This is a genomic window from Kribbella sp. NPDC051770 (assembly GCF_040681455.1).
Classification (GTDB): domain Bacteria; phylum Actinomycetota; class Actinomycetes; order Propionibacteriales; family Kribbellaceae; genus Kribbella.
Map to the genome: position 1 here is coordinate 170,728 of NZ_JBFAYT010000010.1, position 21,036 is coordinate 191,763.

A 21,036-nucleotide genomic window follows, 5' to 3' on the forward strand; every position below is an offset into this window, starting at 1 on the left:
AATATGTTCTGCTAGACAGACTATCTTCGGAACAGCTCAACCGAGCCTGCCCCTCTGGAAGGAACGACATGACCACCCTGCTTCGCATCGACGCCAGCCTCCGGCTCGACGGCTCCGTCAGCCGCGCGCTCGCCGACAGCGCCGAGGCGGCCTGGAAGTCCGAGCACCCGAACGGCGTCGTGGTCCGGCGCGACCTCGGACTGCACCCGATCCCGGCCGGCGTCTGGCCGGCGCTGATCGCCGACCGGTTCGGCTGGGAGATCCCGTCCGGCGCCGACTTCGTCGACCCGGCCGAGGCCCAGACCCTCGCCGCCGACCTGATCGCCGAGTTCAAGGCGGCCGACGCGGTGCTGCTCGCCGTACCGCTGTACAACTACGGCATCGCCCAGCACGTGAAGACGTACATGGACGTGCTGCTCACCGACCAGGAACTGATCTCCGGTACGGCGGTCGCCGGCCGCCCGATCATCTTCACCCTGGCCCGCGGCGGCGGCTACGGCCCCGGCACCCCGAAGGAAGGCTGGGACCACGCGACGCCGTACCTGAACCGCATCTTCGGCGAGGTCTTCAACATGCACATCCGTACGGCGGCCGCGGAGCTGACGCTGGCTCCGGTCACCCCCGGCATGGAAGAACTGATCGACCTCTCCAAGACCTCGGAACAGGACGCCCACACCACCGCCGGCGAACACGCGACTGAGGCGGCGCGCGCCCTCACCACCAACGCCGCCTGACCTTCAGCCGACCGACACTTGTCAGGTCCGCCTGCCCTCCGGCGGGTTGCCTGCTCCGTCTGACTCTTCTCCCCGAGTGCCGAGCTCGAGCCGGCACCCGGGGCGGTCAGCCCGCGACCACCCGCCAGGACGACACCGTGACCGACAAGGTCACCCCCATCGGATCCGCCAACCCCGCGATCCGCTCCGCCCGCACCGCAGCATCCGAGTGCCGCGCACTGGGCGTCATCCCCACCAACTGCCCGATCGCCGCATGATCAAGCAGCATGGTGCTCTCGACCACCCGCTGCCCCACCCGCTCGAACCCCTGCAGCGACTCCACCAGCCGCCGCTCCTTCTCCCCGTCGACGCTCACCATCCCGAGCACGTCGATCAGTTCCCCCAGATGCCCCTGATTGGGCGTCACCACCAGCAACGTCCCACCCGGCTTCAACACCCGAGCCATCTCCGCAGCATTCCGCGGCGCGAACACATCCAGCACCACATCAGCCACCCCGTCCCGCACCGGCAACTCCCGCCAGGCATCCGCGACCACAGACCCGATCCCCGGATCCACCTTCGCCGCCCGCCGAGCCGCATACCGCGAAACATCCACCGCAATCCCCCGCCCCCCGGCCTCGAGCACCCCCGCCAGGTAGTACGCCGTACCAGCCCCCACCTCAACAACCAACGCTTCACCCTGCCACGAGGCGGAGTCCTCATCCACGCCGTCGAGCCGCGAATCCCCGTCGCCAACCGCGCCGCCCCACAGCAACCCGCCGCCCTGCTCCGAGCGACCCCCGCCGAGCTCACCGACCCGCTGCCCGGTGCCGCCGCCCAGAGGCTCGCCGTACCGGGGCAGGCTCTCCACCAGCGCCTCACGGATCGGCGCGTACCACCCCCGGCCCAGGAACTCGGCCCGGGCGTCCACCATCTCCGCACTGTCCCCGTCGATCCCACTCGATGCCGACGGCAACAGATTCAGGTACCCCTGCTTCGCCAGATCGAAAGCATGCCCCGCCCCGCACCGCGCCGTACGGTCTCTCAGCTCCAGCCCGTCACCACACACCGGGCACCGCAACACCGCCACCAGATCAGCATGCACCGCGCCATTCTCCCCCGCGTTCCCGCGAGGACCCGCCGCGCCCTCAGCCGTTGACGTCCCGGCTGGTCAAGCGAGCCCAGGCCGCCGCGTAGAACACCGCGAGATACGCGCCCTGCATCAGCAGGTTCCGCACGATCGCATCCCAGTACGGCGGATCCCGCAGCAGATCGGCGAACGACGTCCACCCGTACATCAGTAACCACGGATGGATCTCGTCGATCTGCGGAATCGCCCCCAGGATCCCGAACACGATGAACGCCCCGAACGTAGCCGCCATCGCCGCCAGCGGAGTCGAGGTCAGCGAACTCACGAACAGCCCGATCCCGGCCAGCCCGAGCAACGAGGCAGCGATCAGCACCGCGATCCCCAGCGCCCGAACCAGCCCGTCGGCCAGCGAAACGGTGGATCCCGACAGCAGCACGACATCGCCCACCGGAAACAAGACGAAGCCCGCGATCAAACCGCCCAACCACACGGTCAACGTCGCCGCGAGGCAGAACACCGCAAGAGCAACCATCTTCGCCGCGAGCAGCCGAGACCGACCGGCCGGCGCAGTCAGCAGGTTCCGCAAGGTCCCGAGGCTCGACTCACCTGCCAGCGACTCCCCCGAGATCACCGTGACCGCGGTCGGAAGGAAGAACGGCAGCGAGAGGGCGAGGCTCGCGACGATCAGGAAGAACCCGTTGCCGGCGACCTGCCCGATGAACCCTTCAGCGTCCCCCGAGGATCCCGACAACCGAATCGCCACTCCGACCAGGACGGGGACCAAGCCCAGTACTGCCAGCAGGACCCAGGTGCGGGCGCGGCCGAAGACCAGGTGCAGTTCGGTGCGGAACAGTGCGAGCGTGTGCCGGCCGGCCCCTGGACGTTGAGAGGATTCGAGCATCTGGCTCGCTGTGGCGCCGTGGGCGGTTGCGTGGCCGACGGTCTGCGGTTCACCCAGCGACATCGAAGCCCTCCCCGGTCAGGGCCACGAAGGACTCCTCGAGGCTTGGGCGTTCCAGGCCGAAGCCGTGCAGGCGTACGTCGGCCGTCACGAGCGCCGCGGCGAGTTTGTCGATCGGGAGGTCTCCTGGATCGCCTTCGACGGCTGGTACGCCGTCCCGGTCGTCGGCCGGGTGTCCGCTCGGCCGACGGAGATCGCGTACTCCGAGGGCGGCAAGGGTCTGCTCGGCTCGGTCGACGTCCGGTGTTCGCACCACGAGGCGCGGGCGGAGCTCGGACCGGAGTTCGGCCATCGTCGACTGGCGCAGGAGCCGGCCGCGGCTCATCACCGCGGCGTGCGTGCAGAGCTGCTCCACCTCGGCCAGCAGGTGAGTGGAGGTGAAGATCGTCGTACCGTCGGCTGCCAGTTCGCGGATCAGTGAACGCACCTCCCGCGTGCCTTGCGGGTCGAGGCCGTTGGTCGGCTCGTCGAGCACCAGGAGCTCGCGGCGCTGCATCAACGCGACCGCGATCGCCAGCCGCTGCCGCATGCCCAGTGAGTACGCGCGGACCTTCTTCTTCGCCGCGTTGGAGAGCCCGACGCGCTCCAGCGCCTCACCCGCCCGCAGCTTCCGGGTCCGGGGATCGGCAGTCCGGTCAGCCGCATCAAACCGCAGTAGATTCGCCTGTCCGGTCCAGAACGGGTAGAACGCCGGCCCTTCAACCAGCGCCCCCACCCGCGGCAACACCGACAGCTGCGCCTTGGGCATCTCCTGCCCGAGCAGCTCCACGCTCCCTGACGTCGGCGCGATCAACCCGAGCAACATCCGAATCGTGGTGGTCTTCCCCGACCCGTTCGGCCCGAGAAACCCGAAGATGCTCCCGGCAGGCACCTCCAGATCAATCCCCGCCACGGCGACCTGCCCACTCCGAAACCGCTTGGTCAGCCCCCGGGTGACGATCGGTGGCCTCAGGTCATCGGTGTGCTCGTGCGGGTACGCCGCTGGGTCAGCGACGGCGTCAGTTTCCGGGCGACCGGCCTCAGCGACTGCGCCCGCAACCGACGTCGGTGAGGCAACTGCAGCCGCATCCGCGGCGGCTGTCGCCGAAGCGGGCACAGCCGCGGCGAACGTTGGCGAGGTGGGTGCAGGTACGCCGGACGGTGCGGAGGTGGCGGTCAGCGTGGGGTCGGTGGGTCTTGCGAGGTCGCCGGTGGGTCTTGCGGGGTCGTCGGTGGTGGCGTCGGCTTCTGGGGTGTCGGCTGCGGCAGGTTCGGCGGCCGACGCCTCGGCGTACGTGGCTGGGTCGGCGTCGGCGGAGGGGCAGCCGTCGAGGGACTCGGGGGTGGTGGGCACGGTCAGCGGGGGGCTGTGGGGGCGGCGGCAGCGAGGGTGTCGGCGGTGACCAGGCCTACGAGGACTCGGCCGTCGTCGGTGATCAGGGCGCTGACCATCTTGCTGGTGAGGATCTTGCCGGAGCCCCAGGAGCCCTGGACCGTGCGGGCGTTGGCCAGGAGCTGGGTCAGGGCTTGGTTGTTGGTGGGGAGTTTGGCGCCTCGGATGACGGCGATGGACTCCCAGCCGGTGCCGATCACTGTCGGGTGTTCGGCGGGCTTGTTCGGGGTGGCCTTGGGGAGGGGCTTGGGTGCCTTGGGCCTGTCGAGCGCCGGGAGGGTCTTCTCGGTGACCTTGACGCCTGCCGGCGGGGTGAAGGCGAAGGTGCCGGCCGCGGGGACGTCGAACGAGACCGCGGAGAAGCCGAGCTGGATCGCCGGGTCCTTGCCGGTGCGGGGCAGGACGGTGACCTCGAGCGGGACCCAGGTCTTCGCGTCGATCGCCAGGGTGACCGAGCCGACGGTGGTCTTGTCGGTCTTCGGGGTGAGGCGGAGCTTGTAGGCGTCGCGGCCGGCGACCGACTCGGTGCCGGTGACGTCGACGGCGGTGCTGGGGTCGATGGCGGTGAGGAACTTCTTGGCCATCGCCTGCGGGTCGTACGCCTGCTTCTCGGGGGCGACTTCCGGCTTCGCCGGGCGGGCCGGGAGGGTGAGCTTCACCGCTTCGCGCTTCGCGGAGTCGTAGGCCCAGGCCGATTTGCCGTCGGTGGTCCAGACGCGTTCGGCCATGTCGTCGAGGACGGAGACGCGGGCCTTGTCGGGGCCGGCGAAAGCTACTCGGGCGGTGTGTTCCCCGGTGAGCAGGTCGGGGAGCTGGCTCTGGCCGTCGACGCCGGGGAGTGCGGGGAGGCCGAGGTCGGTCGCCGAGCGGACGGTGCCGCTGAGGCCGTCGACCTTGGCGGTCTGCACCTTGGCGAGCAGGTCCTGGGCCGTGATGCCGGGGAGGTCTGGAGAGGCGTCAGCGACCACTGGTCCGAGCGCACCCACGCCCGCCACCACTGCGACTGCCGTGACCGGAACCAACCACCGTCGACCGCGCCTCGTTGCTGCCATGTCGTCAAGACTCGCACCGGCACCGGCCGGAACCAAGGGGTCTCAGGGTCAGTTCACCCAAAAGAGTGAGGAACTGGAAACGTGGAGACAAGATGAGGCTGAGGGCCGGCCGGGACATATCCCGGCCGACCCGGCGTACCTCAGCGGCTCTGCAGCGCGTCCAGCGCGACCGTCATCGCCGCGGCCACGCGGAAGTCCACCCGCGAGTCGTGCACGGTCACCCGGTAGCGGTCGCGGATCGAGATCTTCCGCTCGACCGACAGAATCGGCTGCCCGCTCGCGCGATCGGTGAAATCGAAGTGGAAGATGAACGGCAGCGGGATCTCGCCGACGAACGGAACGAACTCCCAGACCCGCCGAACGATCGCGATGGTCGGGTTGCGCTCGGTGCCGTCGGACTCGAAGCCGGGCCCGGTGAGCTGCCAGCTGGAGCGCAGCAGGCTCTTGCCGAACTCCTTCTTGAACCAGCCGATCGGCTGGCCGTTCGGGTCGAACACGTCGTACCCCGACCCGAGGTCGAGCCGCTTGCGGGCCTTGAACGAGAACACCGCCTGCGACTTGGAGTCGTCGGTGTAGAAGGTGACCTCCTCCTTGAACGCCATCCGCTTCTGCTGCGCGAAGGCGAGCAACGGTCCGTCGGTGCCGTCGGGGTTGGTCGCGATCAGTTCGTACTTGTTCGCCATCATCGTGATCCGCTGCTTCATCGAGAAGGCGGGCACGTGCATCGGCGCTGAGCCGTGGGGTGGGACCGTCATGCGGTGGAGTCTGTCACCGCCGTGGGCTCATCGGCACGTCTGACGACCGCTCCGCAGGCAAGTCCACCCCATCGGAGCCCCTGGGTAAGACTTTCGGCTACTTCCGACTGCCCGACGCAGGACACCAGGAGCTCCCCAGCACCCTGCAGCACCAGGTCGCGCGCCACCTCGACACCGAGCTCGACCGCCTCGTCAGCAGTCCGTGCCGGACGCCAGAGCACGCCGAAGTCGGCAGCAGGCTTCTCAGCTCCCACCTGTACGACGAGCACGTCCGCAGCGCTCAGATAGGACGCTGCCGATCCCCCGTCCACCACCAGCACCCGCACAACCTGCGACCCAACCTGCTCGAAGCCCCCAGAAGCAACAGCATCCCGTACGGCGGCAGTAGCGCTGGCCACCTCGCCCGGCAACCCCCGCAACCCCCACTGCTCCTGATGCACAGCCCAAGCCAGCGGACGCCGAGAAGCCCAACCGGACCGCACCAGCTCCGGCGCAGCCGCGAACTCCTCCACATGCCCCACGCACAGGTACCCGAGCAGCTCCACATGAGCAGGCAGCCCCAGCACCTCCCCCACCTCAGCAGGGTCGAAGAACGACACCCAGCCGACGCCCAGCCCTTCAGCACGCGCAGCCAGCCACAGGTTCTGCACAGCGATCGCCGCCGAGAACCACACCGTGCGCGGATCAGCATGCCGCCCCAGCACGTGTCGCCCACCCCGTGCCGGGTCACAGGTGACCGCGATGTTCAGCGGAGTGTCGAGGATCGCCTCGATCTTCAACCCGTCGAACGCCGCCCGCCGGTCCGCCGGCAGCGACGCCGCGAAGGCGTCGCGCTGCGCAACAGCCAGGTCGTGCACCCGCTGCCGAGTAGCGACATCACGGATGAGCAGGAAGTCCCAAGGTTGACTGAGTCCCACACTTGGGGCTCGGTGCGCGGCCTCCAGCACCCTGGTCAGCAGCTCGTCATCGACCGGCTTGTCCAGAAACCCACGCCGTACGTCGCGCCGCTCCGCGATCACCCGGTGCACCACCTCGCGATCAGCGTGCGAGTACCCCGGTGCAGCAGCCTCCACCACTCCGACAGCCACAGTCGCGCCAGCAGACTTCTGCTTCGGTACGACGAGCGCCGCACCGCTCAGCACGACAGCTGCCTCAGCCACACTCGCCGTACCGGCCAGCTCCCCCACCTGCTCGCTCGGCGTTGGCACTACCTGCGCGGCAAGGTCTACCGAGGAGGCGGTGAACAGCTGCGCCCCCAGCGAGGCCACGAGCCGCTGCAGCCCCGGCTCGTCCTCACGGCCTTCGACAGTCACCACCGACTCGACCGCACCCACCACACCGGTCAGCGCACGATATACCAGGTCCCGCAGCTCTCTGTACGACGTACCGGTGCGCAGCCCGATGCCCAGGACGAGGCTCACTTCTCCATCCCCACATGCACCCGTGCAGCCGCTACGAGCCGAGCAGGGACGTCTGGAGTCGCCGTCCAGTGCAGGTGCAGGTAGGACGCATGCACCGACGGCCGTGTGACCCCCTCCACCCCATCGGGCAGGTACCAGGCCGGGTCCCCATCAGCATCCAAAGTCACCGCAGTCCGGTGGAACTCGTGCCCCCGGACGCGTCGCCCCTCGTCGAAGAACGCCGTCGTACTGGCAGCGATCGCCGTGCGATAGCCCAGCGTCAGCTTGCCAGTCATGTGCGCAGCAGCAGGCAGTACGCCGGTCATGGCGTGGCCATCCAGCTCACGGCACAGGTAGAGCAGCCCGGCGCACTCAGCGATCACCGGCAGCCCAGCAGCGACAGCTGACGCCACCTGCGTTCGCAGCAACTCGTTGCTGGACAGCGCCTCGGCATGCATCTCCGGGAAGCCACCGCCCAGGTAGAGCGCCGCAGTACCGTCCGGCAACGAGTCATGCAGCGGGTCGAAGGTCGCCACGTCAGCACCGGCCGCAGTGAGCAGCTCAGCGGTCTCCGTGTAGCGGAAGGAGAACACCGGTCCCCCGGCGACAGCCACCACGGGTCGGCCCTCAGCAGCAGGAGTCACCTCGGCAGCCGGGTCCCACACCGCAGTCTCCAGCGGAGCAGCAGCACGAGCCGCCGCGACGAACGCCTCCAGGTCGACACCAGCCCGCACCAGCTCAGCCGCCGCATCGACAGCCGCCACCGCCTGCTCGCGCTGCTCGTCAGCAGGCACCAGCCCCAGGTGCCGACTCGGCACCGTCAGCCGGGTATCGCGCCGCAGCACCCCCAGCACCGGTACGCCGGTCGGAGCAACCCCCGCTCGCGCCTCGGCCTCGTGCCGATCCGTACCGACCTTGTTCAGGATCACCCCGACGATCCGCACCCCGGTGTCGTAGGCAACGAACCCCTGCACCACCGCGCCGACGCTGCGGCCGGCGGCGGACGCGTCGACCACCAGCACGACCGGTGCCTGCAGCAACTTCGCGACGTGCGCCGTCGACGAGAAGCCCTCGGTGCCGAGCGCGCCGTCGTACAGGCCCATCACGCCCTCGACGACGGCGATGTCGGCACCGGCCGCGCCGTGCGCGAAGAGCGGTGCGACCCGTTCCTCGCCGGACAGCATCGCGTCCAGGTTGCGCCCCGGGCGGCCGGTCGCGACCGCGTGGAAGCCGGGGTCGATGTAGTCCGGGCCGACCTTGAAGCCGGCGACCGTGTGCCCGGCCCGGCGCAGCGCCGCCATCAGGCCGACGGCGACCGTCGTCTTGCCGGCGCCCGACGCGGGCGCGGCGACGACGATCCGCGGGATCACCACTCGATCCCCTTCTGGCCCTTCTGGCCGGCGTCCATCGGGTGCTTCACCTTCGTCATCTCGGTGACCAGGTCGGCGGCGTCGAGCAGCCGCTGGTCGGCGTTCCGGCCGGTGATGACGACGTACTGGTTGCCGGGCCGGTTGGTCAGTGTGTCGACCACCTCGCCGACGTCGATCCAGCCCCACTTCATCGGGTAGGTGAACTCGTCGAGCACGTAGAGATCGTGGGTCTCGGCGGCGATCCGGCGCTGGATCTCGCGCCAGCCCTCGAGCGCGTCCGCGGCGTGGTCCTCCTCGGTGCCGGCCTTGCGCGACCAGCTCCAGCCCTCACCCATCTTGTGCCACTCGACCGGGCCACCCTCACCCGTTGCCTCGTGCAACTTCCCGAGAGCACGGAACGCGCTCTCCTCGCCGACCCTCCACTTCGCGCTCTTGACGAACTGGAAGACGCCGATGTTCCAGCCCTGGTTCCAGCCGCGCAGCGCCATCCCGAACGCCGCCGTCGACTTCCCCTTCATCTCGCCGGTGTGCACCATCAGCAGCGGCCGGTTGCGGCGCTGCCGGGTGGTCAGGCCGTCCTTCGGTACGACGGTCGGCTGTCCCTGCGGCATCAGTTCGTCCCCTTCGACTCGGCACCCGTACGCCGGCTCATCTCAGCGCCCGTACGCCGGGGAGCGCTCTCCGGGCGGCGCTTGCCGCGGCCGCTCACGCCGCGCTCCGCTCGTTCACCGCACTTACCAAGTTGCCTGCGGCAACCTCTCCCAGATCCAGGTACTCCGCCCGCAGACTGGTCGCCAGCTCCGCGGCGAGCCCGAGCCGAACGCCGCGGCGCGGCTCGCAGTCGACCACGACGGTGGAGATGCCCTGGGCACCGATCCACTCGGCGGCCTGCTGAGCGCGCGAGAAAGCGCTCTCTCCGTACGTCGCCCGCCCGTCGGTGACGAGCACCAGCAGCGGACGCCGCCGCGGGTCACGGATCGCGGCGATCCGCAGCACCTCGGCGGTCTGCAGCAGCCCCTCGGCCAGCGGCGTACGACCGCCGGTGGGCAGCGACTCCAGGCGGCGTACGGCGGTCTCGACGCTGCCGGTCGGTGGGAGCGCGACGGTCGCCGTCGCGCGGGCGAACGTGACCAGGCCGACCTTGTCGCGGCGCTGGTAGGCATCGAGCAGGAGCGAGACGATCGCGGTCTTGACCTCGCCCATGCGGCGCTTGGTGCCCATCGAGCCGGAGGCGTCGACGCAGAACATCACCAGGTTGCCCTCGCGCCCTTCACGGACGCCGAGGCGTACGTCGGAGGCTCGGACGGCGAGACCGGGGCCGGAGCGACCGCGGGCATGCTGGTGCGGGGCCGCGGAGCGGATCGTCGCGAGGAGGTGAGGGCGGCCGGACTCGCGTCCGAGGCGGGCGCGATCGCCGACGACGCGGCCGACCTCGGTGATCGCGCGGGAGCGACGGCCGGCCACGCCCGCGCCGGCGGACTGGACGGTGAGAAGCCGGGCCTTGTACGGCGTGGAACTGGCCTCGACGTGGCCGCCGGGATCATTCGAGATCGCGCTCTCTGCGTTTCCCGGGGTGGCCGCGGCGTCCTGGTTGTCCGGGCCGGGGCGGTCGGCGTCTTCCGGGCGCTGCGACGGGTCGGCCTGGGCCGACGGGTCGTGGGGGCCGGAGGAGTCGTCGGCGGTGGACGGGGTGGGATCCGGAGCGTTGTCGGAGTCGTCTGGGCCGCGGTCGGGGCCGTCGTCGGGGCTGTCCGGCCCGCCGTTCGGGTCGTCGTCCGGGTCCTCCGGCGGGGTGCTGTCGTTGATCACCTGGTCGAGGCGGTCCTCGTCCAGCCCGGGCGCGTCGAACGGGTTGCGCCGCGTCCGGTGCGGGAGAGCGAGCTTCGCCGCGGCGCGGACGTCCTCGACCTCGACGACACTCCGGCCCGACCAGGCCGCGTGCGCGACCGCCGTCCGGGCAGTGACCAGGTCGGCGCGCATCCCGTCGACGTCGAACGCGGCGCAGATCTCCGCGATCTGGCGCAGCGCCGAGTCGGTCAGGATCACGTCCGGGAGCAGGCTCTGCGCCTTCACGATCCGCTCGGCGAGCTCGCGCTGCGGGCCGTCGTACCGGGTGACGAAGGCGATCGGGTCGGCCTCGTACGAGAGGCGCGCGCGCATCACCTCGACCCGCACCGCGGGGTCGCGGCTGGCGACGACATCGACGGTCAGGCCGAAGCGGTCGAGGAGCTGCGGTCGGAGCTCGCCTTCCTCCGGGTTCATGGTGCCGACGAGGACGAAGCGCGCGGGGTGGGTGATCGAGACGCCGTCGCGCTCGACGGTTGCGCGACCCATCGCGGCGGCGTCGAGAAGGACGTCGACGAGGTGGTCGTGCAGGAGGTTGACCTCGTCGACGTACAGGAGTCCGCGGTGCGCGGCCGCGAGCAGACCCGGCTCGTACGCCGTGACGCCTTCGGCGAGCGCCTTCTCGAGGTGGAGCGAGCCGAGCACGCGGTCCTCGGTCGCGCCGACGGGGAGCTCGACGAGGCGGGCGGGGCGGGAGGATGAGGTGGTCGGGGCGGGGACGCCTGAGGATCCGGGGAGGTGGCCGAGCGGGGAGCCCCCCGCGGACTCGGCTCGCAGGTCCGCGCGGGCGGACAGGCTTCGCCGGCCTGAATCGGCGGAGATGCTTCGCGCGTCCGCGTCGGCGGGGAGACTGCGGGCGTCCGCATCGGTGGGGAGGGTGCTGGCGTCCGCACGGGCGGACAGGCTGCGAGGCTCCGTACCGGCAGGCTTGCTGGTGCCGTCGAAGGCGGGCGGGTGCGGGCCGTCCGGGCAGGTCGGGTCCGGGGTGGCCGGGTCGCAGGAGAAGCGGCAGCCGGGGACGACGTCGACGGCGGGGAGGATCTCGGTCAGCGCTCGGACCGCGGTCGACTTGGCGGTGCCTTTCTCGCCGCGGATCAGGACGCCGCCGATGGCCGGGGAGACCGCGGCCAGGATCAGGGCGAGCTGGAGGTCGTCCATCCCGACCACCGCGGTGAACGGAAAGCCGGTCGGGGTCGGAGCAGGCCGCATCGGCGGTGATCCCTTCGTCCTGCGGGTGTCCACGCCCGCGCTGGCAACGGTCGCCCGGAAACGCGGAGAGCGCTCCCTGGCGGACGGCGGGAGATGTCCTGGCTTCCGGATCGCATCCGGTCACAGTGGCGGGACCGCCCCGGACTTCGGCCAGCTGGCCGGCACCGGTGTTCCTCCCCTGCCGTCCTGGCGATCATTCCACATCCCTGCCGAGGTCCTGCAGGCCGGAGAGAAACCTCACCTGAGGCGGAGGCGATCACCACCTCGCGGGAGGTGCGCGGGTGGGCGATGCGGTGTGAGTGCGCGGGGCACGCTGCGCGCGGTGCTCGGGTGGGCGATGCGGGTGCACGGCACGCGGGTGCGGGTGCGCGGAGGCTTGAGGTGCGCGCGGCGCGGTGCGCGGAGGCGCGAGGTGCGCGATGCGCGGGTGGGCGGGTGCTCGCCACGCGGGTGCGCGGTGCGCGGTGCCCGCGGGTGCAGGTGCGCGCGTACGCCGACACCGCGCTCACCTCCAGCGACTACTTCTCTGGTGCGAAGTACGCGAGAAGTACATCGAGTCGCACCCGCTGGTCCTCCACCCGCAGCCGTCCCCCCGCGGACAGCGCGACGATCCCGTGGAGAGCGCTCCACAGGATCTCCGCCACGACCTCCGGCTGCTCCGTCCCCCCGGGGAGAGCGTTGACGAAGGCGTCGAAACCCGCGCGCAGCGCGGGCGGTGTGGCTGGGCTTGCGAACGTCAGTTGGGTCGGGAGGATGAACATCGCCTGGTACAGCGCGGGGTGTTGCGCGGCGAAGTCGAGATACGTCTCGCAGATCGCGCGGAGTGCCGAGCGTGAAGCGGCGGCCGGACTGGTGGCGTCTCGGCGCTTGGGAGCTGCAGCATCGCGCGCCGCCGCGGAGAGTTGGTCGGCGAGCTCGGTGAAGCCCTCCAGTGCGACGGCCTGCTGGATGGCCTCCTTGCCGGCGAAGTGGCTGTAGAGAACGGGCTGGCTGTACTCGACCTTCTCGGCCAGCCGGCGCGTGGTCACCGCGCTCCAACCCTCCGCCTCGGCGAGGTCGCGGGCGGTGGTGACGATGAGCTGGTGGCGCTCGGCGCGCTCCCGGTCGCGGCGGTCCTTCAAAGCAGACATGGCAGGAATTCTAGCAGCGCTAGACATTCTGTCGATGACCCATCTATCGTTGACACAACATCTAGCACCGCTAGTCAAGGAGAAGAACCATGCTCAGCACCACCGCCACCGTGCTTGCCGGACTCGTCGGAGTGGCCGTCGTCCTGATGGGAGCGAGCGGGCTGGCAGCGCCTCAGCGCGCGACCGGGTTCGGGATTCCGCGGACACCGACGGCGGATCCGGCGTTCCGCGCCTGGTTGTCGGTGAAGTCCGTGCGCGACATGGCGCTCGGCGCGCTGCTGATCGTGGTGCTGATCAGCGGGACAGCTCAGCTGCTCGGTGGCGCGATGCTCGTCGCGGCGCTGATCCCGGTCGGGGACGCGGTGGTCGTGCTGCGCAGCAAGGGACCGCGGGCCACGGCGTACGGCGTACACGCGGCGACCGCCGCCGTGATGGTGGTGATCGGAGCGCTGCTGCTGATCGCCTGATCAGCAGTCAGGCGATCAGGCGAGACGCTCCGACAGGTAGTCCGCCGCAGCCGAGGAGTCGACCTCGCGGATGCCGACGATCGGGGTGACAGTGACGAAGCCCGCGGCAAGGAGGGCTTCGTCGGTGTCGGGAGCAGCACCAGCCGCAGGCGCGGCCAGCGTGATCATCGGCTCCCCCGTCGCGGCCGTCCCACCAACGATCCGAGACCGCTCAATCGGCGCCAGGCGCGCCCGGCGTACCCCCTCGAGCTCGTCCAGCGGACGGTCGGGCACGTTGACGGTGATCACGCTGCCCACCGGCTCCGAGGCCAGCCAGCCGAGAGCCCGTACGGCGACCGTGCCGGCCACGTCGAGGTGCTTCGGATCCTCGGAGTCGATGCTGATCGCGATCGCGGATCGGCCTTGGCCGGCCGCCGTCAGCGCCGCCGCGACGGTGCCCGAGTGCAGGATCGGTACGCCGATGTTGTGCCCGTGGTTGATGCCCGACACCACGACGTCCGGCGCCGCCCCGAACGCCCCGACCATCGCAAGCGTCACCGCGAGCGCAGGCGTCCCGTCCACACCGATGTACGTGACACCGTCGAAGGACTCCGACGCCGTCCGGACCGACCGGTCGACCATCCCCGCCCGCGCCGAGCCGACGCCGCTCTGGTCGTCCAGCGGAGCAACAGCCAGTACGTCGTACCCGGCGCTCGCCAGCGCCGAGCCCAGGGCGCGGATCCCCCGAGCCTGGTAACCGTCGTCATTGGTGATCAGGACTCGCAAGGACATGCCTCCACCCAATCACACCCGGCCGTCAGTCGCGGTCCTCGATGTCTCCCTCGGTCTCCAGTACGGCGGTGCGCAGCGTCTCCAGCGCCTCCGCCGACGGCTCGGCCCACAGCCCGCGCTGCGCAGCCTCCAGCAACCGCTCCGCGATGCCGTGCCGCGCCCACGGGTTGGACTTGCGGAAGAACTCCGCGACCTCGGGGTTGGCGACGTACTCGGTGGTCAGCGTCTCGTACATCCAGTCGTCGACGACGCCGGCGGTGGCGTCGTACCCGAAGAGGTAGTCGACCGTCGCGGCCATCTCGAAGGCGCCCTTGTAGCCGTGCCGCTGCATCGCGGCCATCCAGCGCGGGTTGACGACGCGGGCGCGGAAGACGCGCTTGGTCTCCTCCTCCAGCGTCCGGGTCTTCACCTGGGCCGGTACGGCGGAGTCGCCGATGTAGGCCTTCGGGTTGGCGCCGGTCAGGTGGCGCACCATCGCGACCATGCCGCCGTGGTACTGGAAGTAGTCGTCGGAGTCCATGATGTCGTGCTCGCGGGTGTCGGCGTTCTTGGCCGCGACCTGGATCCGCGCGTACGCGCGCTCCATCGACGGGCGCGCCTCGGCGCCGTCGAGGTCCTTGCCGTAGGCGTATCCGCCCCAGACCGCGTACACCTCGGCCAGCTCCGCGTCGGTGCGCCAGTTGCGCGCGTCGACCAGCGGCAGCAGGCCGGCGCCGTACGAGCCGGGCTTGGAGCCGAAGACGCGCGCGGTCGACGACCGCATGTCGTTGCCCGCAGCAACATCATCCAGCACGTGCGCGCGCAGGTAGTTGTCGGCGGCATCCTCGTCCAGCGCCGCGACGGTCCGGACCGCCTCGTCCAGCCAGGCGACGACGTGCGGGAACGCGTCCCGGAAGAACCCGGAGATCCGGATCGTCACGTCGACCCGCGGCCGCCCGAGCTCGGCGATCGGGACGACCTCGAAGCCCGAGACCCGTCGCGACGCCTCGTCCCAGACCGGCCGGCAGCCGAGCAGCCAGAGCACCTCGGCCAGGTCGTCGCCCTGGGTGCGCATCGCCGACGTACCCCACACGGTCAGACCGACCGAGCGCGGCCACTCCCCCGTCTCGGCCTTGTGCCGGGCCAGCAGCGAGTCGGCCAGCGCGACGCCGACGTCCCACGCGTTGCGGCTCGGGATCGCCTTCGGGTCGACGGCGTAGAAGTTGCGGCCGGTCGGCAGCACGTTGACCAGACCGCGCGTCGGCGAGCCCGACGGCCCGGCCTCGACGAAGCGGCCGTCCAGCGCGCGCAGTACGTTCGTCAGCTCGTCGCCGGTCCGTGCCAGCCGCGGCACGACCTCCTGGCACGCAAACGTCAGCGAAGCCTCTACTGCAGCCGACTGCCGGCCGAGCACCTCTCCGACGACCACCGGCACCTTGCCGGCGTCCCAGCTGAGCGTCTCCAGCCCCAGCACCAGCTTGCGCGCCACAGCCTCCAGCAGGTCCACACCGTCGGCAGCACTCACCGCCGGCAGGTCAGCAAGCTCCGACAGCGCTGCAAGCTCAGCAGGCACCGCCCGGCCCGGGTCGGCGAGCAGAGCCGCCTCATCCACGCCGTACGTCGTACCGAGCGCAGCACGCAGCCCCGGTACGGCGCCGGCAGCACCGCCCCACATCTGCGAGGCCCGCAGTACAGCCAGCACCAGGTTGACCCGAGCCTCGCCGACCGGCCCACCACCGAGCACGTGCAGCCCGTCGCGGATCTGGACGTCCTTGATCTCGCACAGGTAGCCGTCGAGGTGCAGGACGAACTCGTCGAACTCCTCGTCCTCCGGCTTCTCGCTGGTGTGCAGGTCGTGGTGCAGCTGCGCCGCCTGGATCAGCGTCCAGATCTGAGCGCGCAGCGTCGGCACCTTCTCCGGGTCGAGTGCCTGCACGGTGGCGTACTCGTCCAGCAGGTACTCCAGCTTGGCCATGTCGCCGTAGGTCTCAGCACGGGCCATCGGCGGCACCAGGTGGTCCACGACGACCGCGTGCCCGCGGCGCTTGGCCTGCGTGCCCTCACCCGGGTCGTTGACGATGAACGGGTAGACCAGCGGCAGGTTGCCCAGTACGGCGTCCGGAGCGCAGTCGGCCGCCATGCCGATCCCCTTGCCCGGCAGCCACTCCAGCGTGCCGTGCTTGCCCAGGTGGACGACCGCGTGCGCGCCGAAGCCACCCTCGGCGACCGGCGCCTCCAGCCAGCGGTACGCCGCCAGGTAGTGGTGCGACGGAGCCATGTCCGGGTCGTGGTAGATCGCCACCGGGTTCTCACCGAAGCCACGGGGCGGCTGGATCATCAGTACGACGTTGCCGAAGCGCAGCGCGGCCAGCGCGATCGCCGGCTCGTCGCCGGTCGTGTCGACGTACAGGGAGCCGGGCGCCTCGCCCCAGGCCTCGGTCATCGCGCCCCGCAGGGTCTCCGGCACCCGGCCGAACCACTGCTGGTACGTCGTCAGCGGGATCTTGGCGACAGCACCGGAGAGCTGCTCGTCGGTCAGCCAGTCCACGTCGTGCCCACCGGCGGCGATCAGCCGGTGGATCAGCCCGTCAGCGCCCTCCGCACCCTGCAGCTCGTCCAGGTCGAGGTCCGGACCCAGGTCGTAGCCCGCCTCCTTCAGCTGGCCGAGCAGAACCACAGCGGACGCAGGCGTGTCCAGGCCGACCGCGTTGCCGATCCGGGCGTGCTTGGTCGGGTACGACGACAGCACCAGCGCGAGCTTCTTCTCCGCCGGCGGGACGTGCCGCAGCCGGGCGTGCGCGACGGCGATGCCGGCCAGCCGCTCGCAGCGCTCCGGGTCGGGCCGGTAGCTGGCGATGCCCTCGGCGTCGTACGCCTTGAACGAGAAGGGGATCGTGATGATGCGCCCGTCGAACTCCGGGATCGCGACCTGCGTCGCGGCGTCCAGCGGGCTGATCGCGGCGTCGGACTCCAGCCACTGCTCGCGGGTCGAGGTCAGCGCGAGGCCCTGGATCAGCGGGATGTCCAGCGACGCCAGCGCGCCCGCGTCCCACGCGTCGTCGGAGCCGCCGGCGCTGGCGTTCGCCGCGACGGTGCCACCGGCAGCAAGCAGTGTGGTGACCAGGACGTCGCAGCTGCGAAGCAGGTCGAACAGCTCCGCGTTGTCGGTGCTGACCGGGTCCAGGCCGCGCAGCGTGCCGCAGTAGACCGGCAGCGGCTGCGCACCGGCCGCGTCGACGGCGTCAGCGAGCGCGTCGACGAAGGCGGTGTTGCCGGAGATCTCGTGGGCGCGGTAGTAGACGATGCCGACCACCGGGCGCCCGTCCAGCTCAGTGGAACGACCAGCTCGTACGCCGTACGCCGGGAGGCTCTTCGGCGGGTCGAACGCGTCGCCGGTGAGCAGGATGGTGTCGCGGAGGAAGCCTGCCAGGTTGAGCAGGTTCTCCGAGCCGCCCTCGCGCAGGTAGGCCAGCGCCTCGGTGACCGCGCCGGCCGGGACCGTCGACAGCGACATCAGCTCGGCGTCGGGCGCTGCCTCACCACTGAGCACCACCACCGGCAGCCCGGAGGCGATGACGGCGTCGAGACCCTCCTCCCAGGCGCGGCGACCGCCGAGCAGGCGGACCACGACGACCTCGACGCCGTCGAGCAGGGTGGACAGTTCGGCGACCTCGACACGCGCCGGGTTCGCCACCTTCCAGCCCGCCTGGGCCTGCGATGCGGCCAGCAGGTCGGTGTCGGCGGTGGAGAGCAGCAACAGGTTCGCGGGCATGCGCGTCCGGTCCTTCCTCGGGGTGTCCACGCCCCGGGTGGGCAGTTCGACGGCTGCAGTTCCTGACTCCCACGCGAACGTGGTCACAGTGGCGGGACCGCCCCGGACTCGCACCGGGTTCCTGCTGACGACCGTCGATGACACCGAGACTCTAGCCGACCCGGCCGGAGTCAGAACGTTCCCCAGGTCGCACTGCGACCTGCGGACCGGTAGGTGATCCGATAGCCGCGCAGCCGCGCCCAGCGCTCGGCTCCCCTGACCAGCTCCGGTGCGCCGGAGTTCAGGAAGTCCTCCCGCCTGCGCGCTGCTCGCACGACGAGCCACACAAGTAGCACGACGGCAATGGCGGCTACTGCGATGACGAGCGGCCGGTTCCCCATGGAGGAAGCGTTCCCGACTTGCCGCTCCGGCTACCTTCGGCGACCTGTACCTGCCAGTCAGTGCTCCTGGTAGTGCGCAGCCAGGAGGTCCTGGCCCCAGTCGTTGTTGGTGTCTCGCCAGACCGAGTGGATGTGGTTGGCGTCCGACTGGGTGTTGTCGTACTCCGCGAGGAAGGTGGGGCCTGCGATGGAGTAGTAGTGACCGCTGCCCGGTTGGAGCGCGCCGGCCCAGGCGAAGGTGAGGTGGTCGAGGCCCTGGGAGCGGAGGTTGGCCCAGGCCTGCTCGGCGACGGGCTGAGCGGCTCGGCCGACGTACTGGTCGAGCAGGCGGTTGAAAAGCTCCTGCTGGGAGTCGCTGAGGTCGCCGTACGCCAGGCCTCGATGCAGGAGGGACGGGTCGGCTACTGGGTCGTGCCGGGTGAGGATGTCGTCCGGGGCCTCGGTGGAGACGACTGCTACCCCCTGCTGGCCAGCGTCGAGCGCGTGGAGGAGCTGGAAGCCCAGGTCGTGCTCGGCGGCCAGGAAGCGGCGGCCGGCGTACGGGCCTTGGCGGACCTCGGCCGGGTTGGAGCCGATGAAGTTGGGGACGAAGGAGACCTGGTCGCCGACCAGTGTCACGTGCAGCGCGAGGTGGTGGCCATTGAGGCGCCAGCCCCACGGCTCCGTGCCGGACGGGTCGCCGAGGATGCGGAGGAAGTAGCGCTCCCCCACTACCGTGCCCTGCCATCCACCTGTCGCTCCGACGTCCGGGAGCTCGCGCAGGATGATCTCCGCGGCCATGGTCGCCAGTGCGTCACCCACACCGCGCTCACTGCACGCAAGAGCGAGCAGCTGGTGTACGTACTCCTCCTGCGCGGCCGTGAGCTCGGTCAGCTGCAGACCAGGCCGATCCCCCGGCAGGTACGTCCAGTCGCGATGGTCAGGTGTGTCGAACGGCGCCGTCGCCTTGGTCCGCTGCTCGGGCGTCAGCAGCGCCAGCAGCTCGACAGCGGTCTTGCGGGTCTGCTCTACAACCATGCGGAACGCTCCCCATCCTTAGGTTCGTAGTGCGTCCACTGCTCGAACGGCCGATCCAGCTTGTACCGGAAGTTCGGCTGCCGCAGCAGGACGCGCGTCTCGGCGTTGCCCGGGTTGCGCAGCGTCTCGAAGAACTTCACCGACCAGTGGAACCAGCGCATGCAGAACAGCCGCATCGTCAGCCCGTGCGACACCAGCAGCACGTTGCGCGGCGCGTCCGGCTGCTCGAAGTCGCGGTGCATGGTCTCCAGGAAGCTCGACACCCGGTCGTACACGTCCGAGCCCGATTCACCGTGGGTGAACCGGTAGAAGAAGTGCCCGTAGGAGTCGCGCAGCTTCTCCTGCCGCTCGATGTCCTCGGTGTCCTGGAAGTTCGCCCAGTCCTGCTCGCGCAGCCGCGGCTCCTCGCGGGCGATCCCGATCAGGTCGTCCAGACCGAGCGAGTCGAGGGTCTGCAGGGCCCGCAGGTACGGCGAGACGTAGACGCGGACCGGCTCGCCCTCGAACAGCGTGCGCAACTGCTTGCCCGCCTCGGCCGCCTGCTCGTGCCCGTGCGGCGTGAGCGGGACGGAGTGGTCGGGGAGGGTCTCGTAGATCGACTTGTCCAGGTTCGCGACGGACTCGCCGTGCCGGATCAGCGCGATCCGCAGGGGACGCTGGCTGAGGTGCATCATGCGCTCCGTCCCGTACGCCGGCCGCCGGCGCGACTGGGCTCGACCTGCTTGGCTCGCCGCCTGGGCCCGCCCTGGTCGGCTCCTCGGCTGCGCTCGATCTGGTGCGCGGCGACCGCCACGAGCGCGGCGACCGCGGTCGCGCCGTACGAGACCCGGCGTGCGAGCACGGCCGTCCGGCGTACGTCGTCGACGCCCGGGCGCAGCCCGTCGCCTAGTGTGCCGCGGTCCTCGACCTCATTCCCGTACGTGTTGCTCCCGCCGAGCCGCAGGTCGAGCGCGCCGGCGAACGACGCCTCCACCGGGCCGGCGTTCGGGCTCGGATGCTTCCCCGCATCGCGCCGCCAGATCCGCCACACCTCGCGCGGCCGGCCGGAGGCCAGCGCGGTCAAGGCCGCGCAGACCCGCGCGGGCAGCAGGTTGACCAGATCGTCGAAGCGCGCCGAGGCCCAACCGAAGTTCCGGTAGCGAGCCGACCGGTAACCGACCATCGCGTCGAGCGTGTTCGCCGCGCGATAGCCGACCAGACCGGGCACCCCGAGCAGCCCGCCCCACACCAGCGGCGCAACCGTCGCGTCACTCGTGTTCTCGGCGATCGACTCGACGGTCGCGCGCGCCAGCTCGTCGGCGTCCAGGTCGGTCGCGTCGCGACTGCACAGATGGCTCAGCCGATCGCGCGCCGCCTGCAGGTTCTTCGCCTCCAACAGCCCCGACATCACCGACGCCTCGCGCTCCAAGCTGCGCCCGCCGAGCACCGCCCAGGTCGCGGCCGCGGTCACCAGCGTCCGCGCGACCGGCCGGTTCTTCGTCAGCCGCTCGGCGGCCACGCCCGCGGCGGTCACCGAGCCGACCAGCAGCGTCGCGTACGCCGTACCGGCTGCTCGGGAATCGGCGTACGTCGCGCCCTCGAGCCGGGAGGCTGCTCGGCCGAAGCCGGCGACCGGGTGGAAGCGGCGCGGGTCGCCGAGGAAGCGGTCGGCGGCGAAGCCGAGGATCAGGCCGAGTGCTCTGGACACGGAATGCAGTCTGCCAGGCGGCCCGCCGTCGCAAGCCCGCTACATCAGATCTGTTCGAGATGTGGA

At 70.7% G+C, this 21,036-nt stretch carries 18 protein-coding genes, 1 pseudogene and 2 riboswitches; of the genes and pseudogenes, 2 read left to right on the forward strand and 17 right to left on the reverse strand.

Going from position 1 to position 21,036, the window contains the following annotated elements; genetic code table 11:
- Positions 1–68 precede the first annotated feature (68 nt).
- Complete coding sequence (locus tag AB0M01_RS29790; protein WP_363675312.1) at positions 69–734, forward strand: NAD(P)H-dependent oxidoreductase; 666 nt, start codon at positions 69–71, stop codon at positions 732–734.
- A 106-nt stretch (positions 735–840) separates the two neighbouring features.
- Here AB0M01_RS29790 and AB0M01_RS29795 read toward each other — a convergent pair whose 3' ends face one another.
- The 11 genes and pseudogenes from AB0M01_RS29795 to AB0M01_RS29845 all read right to left on the reverse strand — a co-directional run bounded on the left by AB0M01_RS29795 (position 841) and on the right by AB0M01_RS29845 (position 12,897).
- On the reverse strand, positions 841–1,818 hold the full coding sequence (locus tag AB0M01_RS29795) for a putative RNA methyltransferase (RefSeq protein ID WP_363675314.1): 978 nt from the start codon (positions 1,816–1,818) through the stop codon (positions 841–843).
- A gap of 43 nt (positions 1,819–1,861) precedes the next feature.
- Entirely contained in the window at positions 1,862–2,767 is a 906-nt protein-coding gene (locus AB0M01_RS29800) for an ABC transporter permease subunit (protein ID WP_363675316.1), read from the reverse strand.
- The gene (locus tag AB0M01_RS29805) at positions 2,754–4,097 is read right to left on the reverse strand and encodes an ABC transporter ATP-binding protein (protein ID WP_363675318.1); all 1,344 of its coding nucleotides are present in this window, start codon (positions 4,095–4,097) and stop codon (positions 2,754–2,756) included. Before AB0M01_RS29805 ends, AB0M01_RS29800 begins: the two co-directional genes overlap by 14 nt.
- 2 nt (positions 4,098–4,099) lie before the next feature.
- Positions 4,100–5,122 carry a hypothetical protein gene (locus AB0M01_RS29810; protein ID WP_363675320.1) on the reverse strand — a complete coding sequence of 341 codons (1,023 nt, stop codon included), beginning with the start codon at positions 5,120–5,122 and terminating at the stop codon, positions 4,100–4,102.
- A 206-nt stretch (positions 5,123–5,328) separates the two neighbouring features.
- Positions 5,329–5,943 (reverse strand): hypothetical protein, encoded by a 615-nt coding sequence (locus tag AB0M01_RS29815; protein WP_363675322.1) that lies wholly within the window; start codon positions 5,941–5,943, stop codon positions 5,329–5,331.
- Entirely contained in the window at positions 5,940–7,364 is a 1,425-nt protein-coding gene (bluB, locus tag AB0M01_RS29820; protein ID WP_363675324.1) for a 5,6-dimethylbenzimidazole synthase, read from the reverse strand. The genes AB0M01_RS29815 and bluB overlap by 4 nt, the downstream gene beginning before the upstream one ends.
- Positions 7,361–8,716, reverse strand: coding sequence for a cobyrinate a,c-diamide synthase (locus AB0M01_RS29825; RefSeq protein WP_363675326.1), 1,356 nt, complete (start codon positions 8,714–8,716; stop codon positions 7,361–7,363). The genes bluB and AB0M01_RS29825 overlap by 4 nt, the downstream gene beginning before the upstream one ends.
- Positions 8,710–9,324 (reverse strand): cob(I)yrinic acid a,c-diamide adenosyltransferase, encoded by a 615-nt coding sequence (gene cobO, locus AB0M01_RS29830; RefSeq protein ID WP_363675328.1) that lies wholly within the window; start codon positions 9,322–9,324, stop codon positions 8,710–8,712. The genes AB0M01_RS29825 and cobO overlap by 7 nt, the downstream gene beginning before the upstream one ends.
- A 94-nt stretch (positions 9,325–9,418) precedes the next feature.
- Positions 9,419–11,608 (reverse strand): VWA domain-containing protein, encoded by a 2,190-nt coding sequence (locus AB0M01_RS29835; protein WP_363675508.1) that lies wholly within the window; start codon positions 11,606–11,608, stop codon positions 9,419–9,421.
- Positions 11,591–11,767: pseudogene (locus tag AB0M01_RS29840) on the reverse strand (magnesium chelatase ATPase subunit I); the annotation flags it as partial. The gene AB0M01_RS29835 and the pseudogene AB0M01_RS29840, both read right to left, overlap by 18 nt.
- 94 nt (positions 11,768–11,861) lie before the next feature.
- Positions 11,862–11,940: riboswitch (cobalamin riboswitch) on the reverse strand.
- A 345-nt stretch (positions 11,941–12,285) separates the two neighbouring features.
- Positions 12,286–12,897, reverse strand: coding sequence for a TetR/AcrR family transcriptional regulator (locus AB0M01_RS29845; protein WP_363675330.1), 612 nt, complete (start codon positions 12,895–12,897; stop codon positions 12,286–12,288).
- An 89-nt stretch (positions 12,898–12,986) separates the two neighbouring features.
- On the opposite strand from AB0M01_RS29845, the gene AB0M01_RS29850 reads away from it, so the two are divergent.
- Complete coding sequence (locus tag AB0M01_RS29850; protein ID WP_363675332.1) at positions 12,987–13,364, forward strand: DUF4267 domain-containing protein; 378 nt, start codon at positions 12,987–12,989, stop codon at positions 13,362–13,364.
- 15 nt (positions 13,365–13,379) lie between these two features.
- Here AB0M01_RS29850 and AB0M01_RS29855 read toward each other — a convergent pair whose 3' ends face one another.
- From AB0M01_RS29855 to AB0M01_RS29880, 6 genes are all read right to left on the reverse strand, one after another.
- Positions 13,380–14,135 carry a 5'/3'-nucleotidase SurE gene (locus AB0M01_RS29855; protein WP_363675334.1) on the reverse strand — a complete coding sequence of 252 codons (756 nt, stop codon included), beginning with the start codon at positions 14,133–14,135 and terminating at the stop codon, positions 13,380–13,382.
- Positions 14,136–14,160: 25 nt separating this feature from the next.
- On the reverse strand, positions 14,161–17,886 hold the full coding sequence (gene cobN / locus AB0M01_RS29860; RefSeq protein WP_363675336.1) for a cobaltochelatase subunit CobN: 3,726 nt from the start codon (positions 17,884–17,886) through the stop codon (positions 14,161–14,163).
- A gap of 56 nt (positions 17,887–17,942) precedes the next feature.
- A riboswitch (cobalamin riboswitch) is annotated at positions 17,943–18,012 on the reverse strand.
- A 44-nt stretch (positions 18,013–18,056) separates the two neighbouring features.
- A complete protein-coding gene (locus tag AB0M01_RS29865) occupies positions 18,057–18,266 on the reverse strand; it encodes a hypothetical protein (RefSeq protein ID WP_363675338.1) in 210 nt (69 codons plus the stop codon).
- 57 nt (positions 18,267–18,323) lie between these two features.
- A complete protein-coding gene (locus AB0M01_RS29870) occupies positions 18,324–19,283 on the reverse strand; it encodes a DUF3500 domain-containing protein (protein WP_363675340.1) in 960 nt (319 codons plus the stop codon).
- Positions 19,274–19,957, reverse strand: a complete 684-nt coding sequence (locus AB0M01_RS29875; protein ID WP_363675342.1) for a phosphoglycerate mutase family protein — start codon at positions 19,955–19,957, stop codon at positions 19,274–19,276. The genes AB0M01_RS29870 and AB0M01_RS29875 overlap by 10 nt, the downstream gene beginning before the upstream one ends.
- The gene (locus AB0M01_RS29880; RefSeq protein WP_363675344.1) at positions 19,954–20,970 is read right to left on the reverse strand and encodes a cobalamin biosynthesis protein; all 1,017 of its coding nucleotides are present in this window, start codon (positions 20,968–20,970) and stop codon (positions 19,954–19,956) included. The genes AB0M01_RS29875 and AB0M01_RS29880 overlap by 4 nt, the downstream gene beginning before the upstream one ends.
- Positions 20,971–21,036 lie beyond the last annotated feature (66 nt).

Bases quoted from the DNA above. Each gene is read 5' to 3' on its own strand.
- AB0M01_RS29875 (WP_363675342.1), bottom strand. From the start codon at position 19,957: ATGATGCACCTCAGCCAGCGTCCCCTGCGGATCGCGCTGATCCGGCAC.
- AB0M01_RS29855 (WP_363675334.1), bottom strand. From the start codon at position 14,135: ATGTCCTTGCGAGTCCTGATCACCAATGACGACGGTTACCAGGCTCGG.
- cobN (WP_363675336.1), bottom strand. From the start codon at position 17,886: ATGCCCGCGAACCTGTTGCTGCTCTCCACCGCCGACACCGACCTGCTG.
- AB0M01_RS29845 (WP_363675330.1), bottom strand. From the start codon at position 12,897: ATGTCTGCTTTGAAGGACCGCCGCGACCGGGAGCGCGCCGAGCGCCAC.
- cobO (WP_363675328.1), bottom strand. From the start codon at position 9,324: ATGCCGCAGGGACAGCCGACCGTCGTACCGAAGGACGGCCTGACCACC.
- AB0M01_RS29870 (WP_363675340.1), bottom strand. From the start codon at position 19,283: ATGGTTGTAGAGCAGACCCGCAAGACCGCTGTCGAGCTGCTGGCGCTG.
- AB0M01_RS29790 (WP_363675312.1), top strand. From the start codon at position 69: ATGACCACCCTGCTTCGCATCGACGCCAGCCTCCGGCTCGACGGCTCC.
- AB0M01_RS29815 (WP_363675322.1), bottom strand. From the start codon at position 5,943: ATGACGGTCCCACCCCACGGCTCAGCGCCGATGCACGTGCCCGCCTTC.
- AB0M01_RS29850 (WP_363675332.1), top strand. From the start codon at position 12,987: ATGCTCAGCACCACCGCCACCGTGCTTGCCGGACTCGTCGGAGTGGCC.
- AB0M01_RS29800 (WP_363675316.1), bottom strand. From the start codon at position 2,767: ATGTCGCTGGGTGAACCGCAGACCGTCGGCCACGCAACCGCCCACGGC.
- AB0M01_RS29865 (WP_363675338.1), bottom strand. From the start codon at position 18,266: ATGGGGAACCGGCCGCTCGTCATCGCAGTAGCCGCCATTGCCGTCGTG.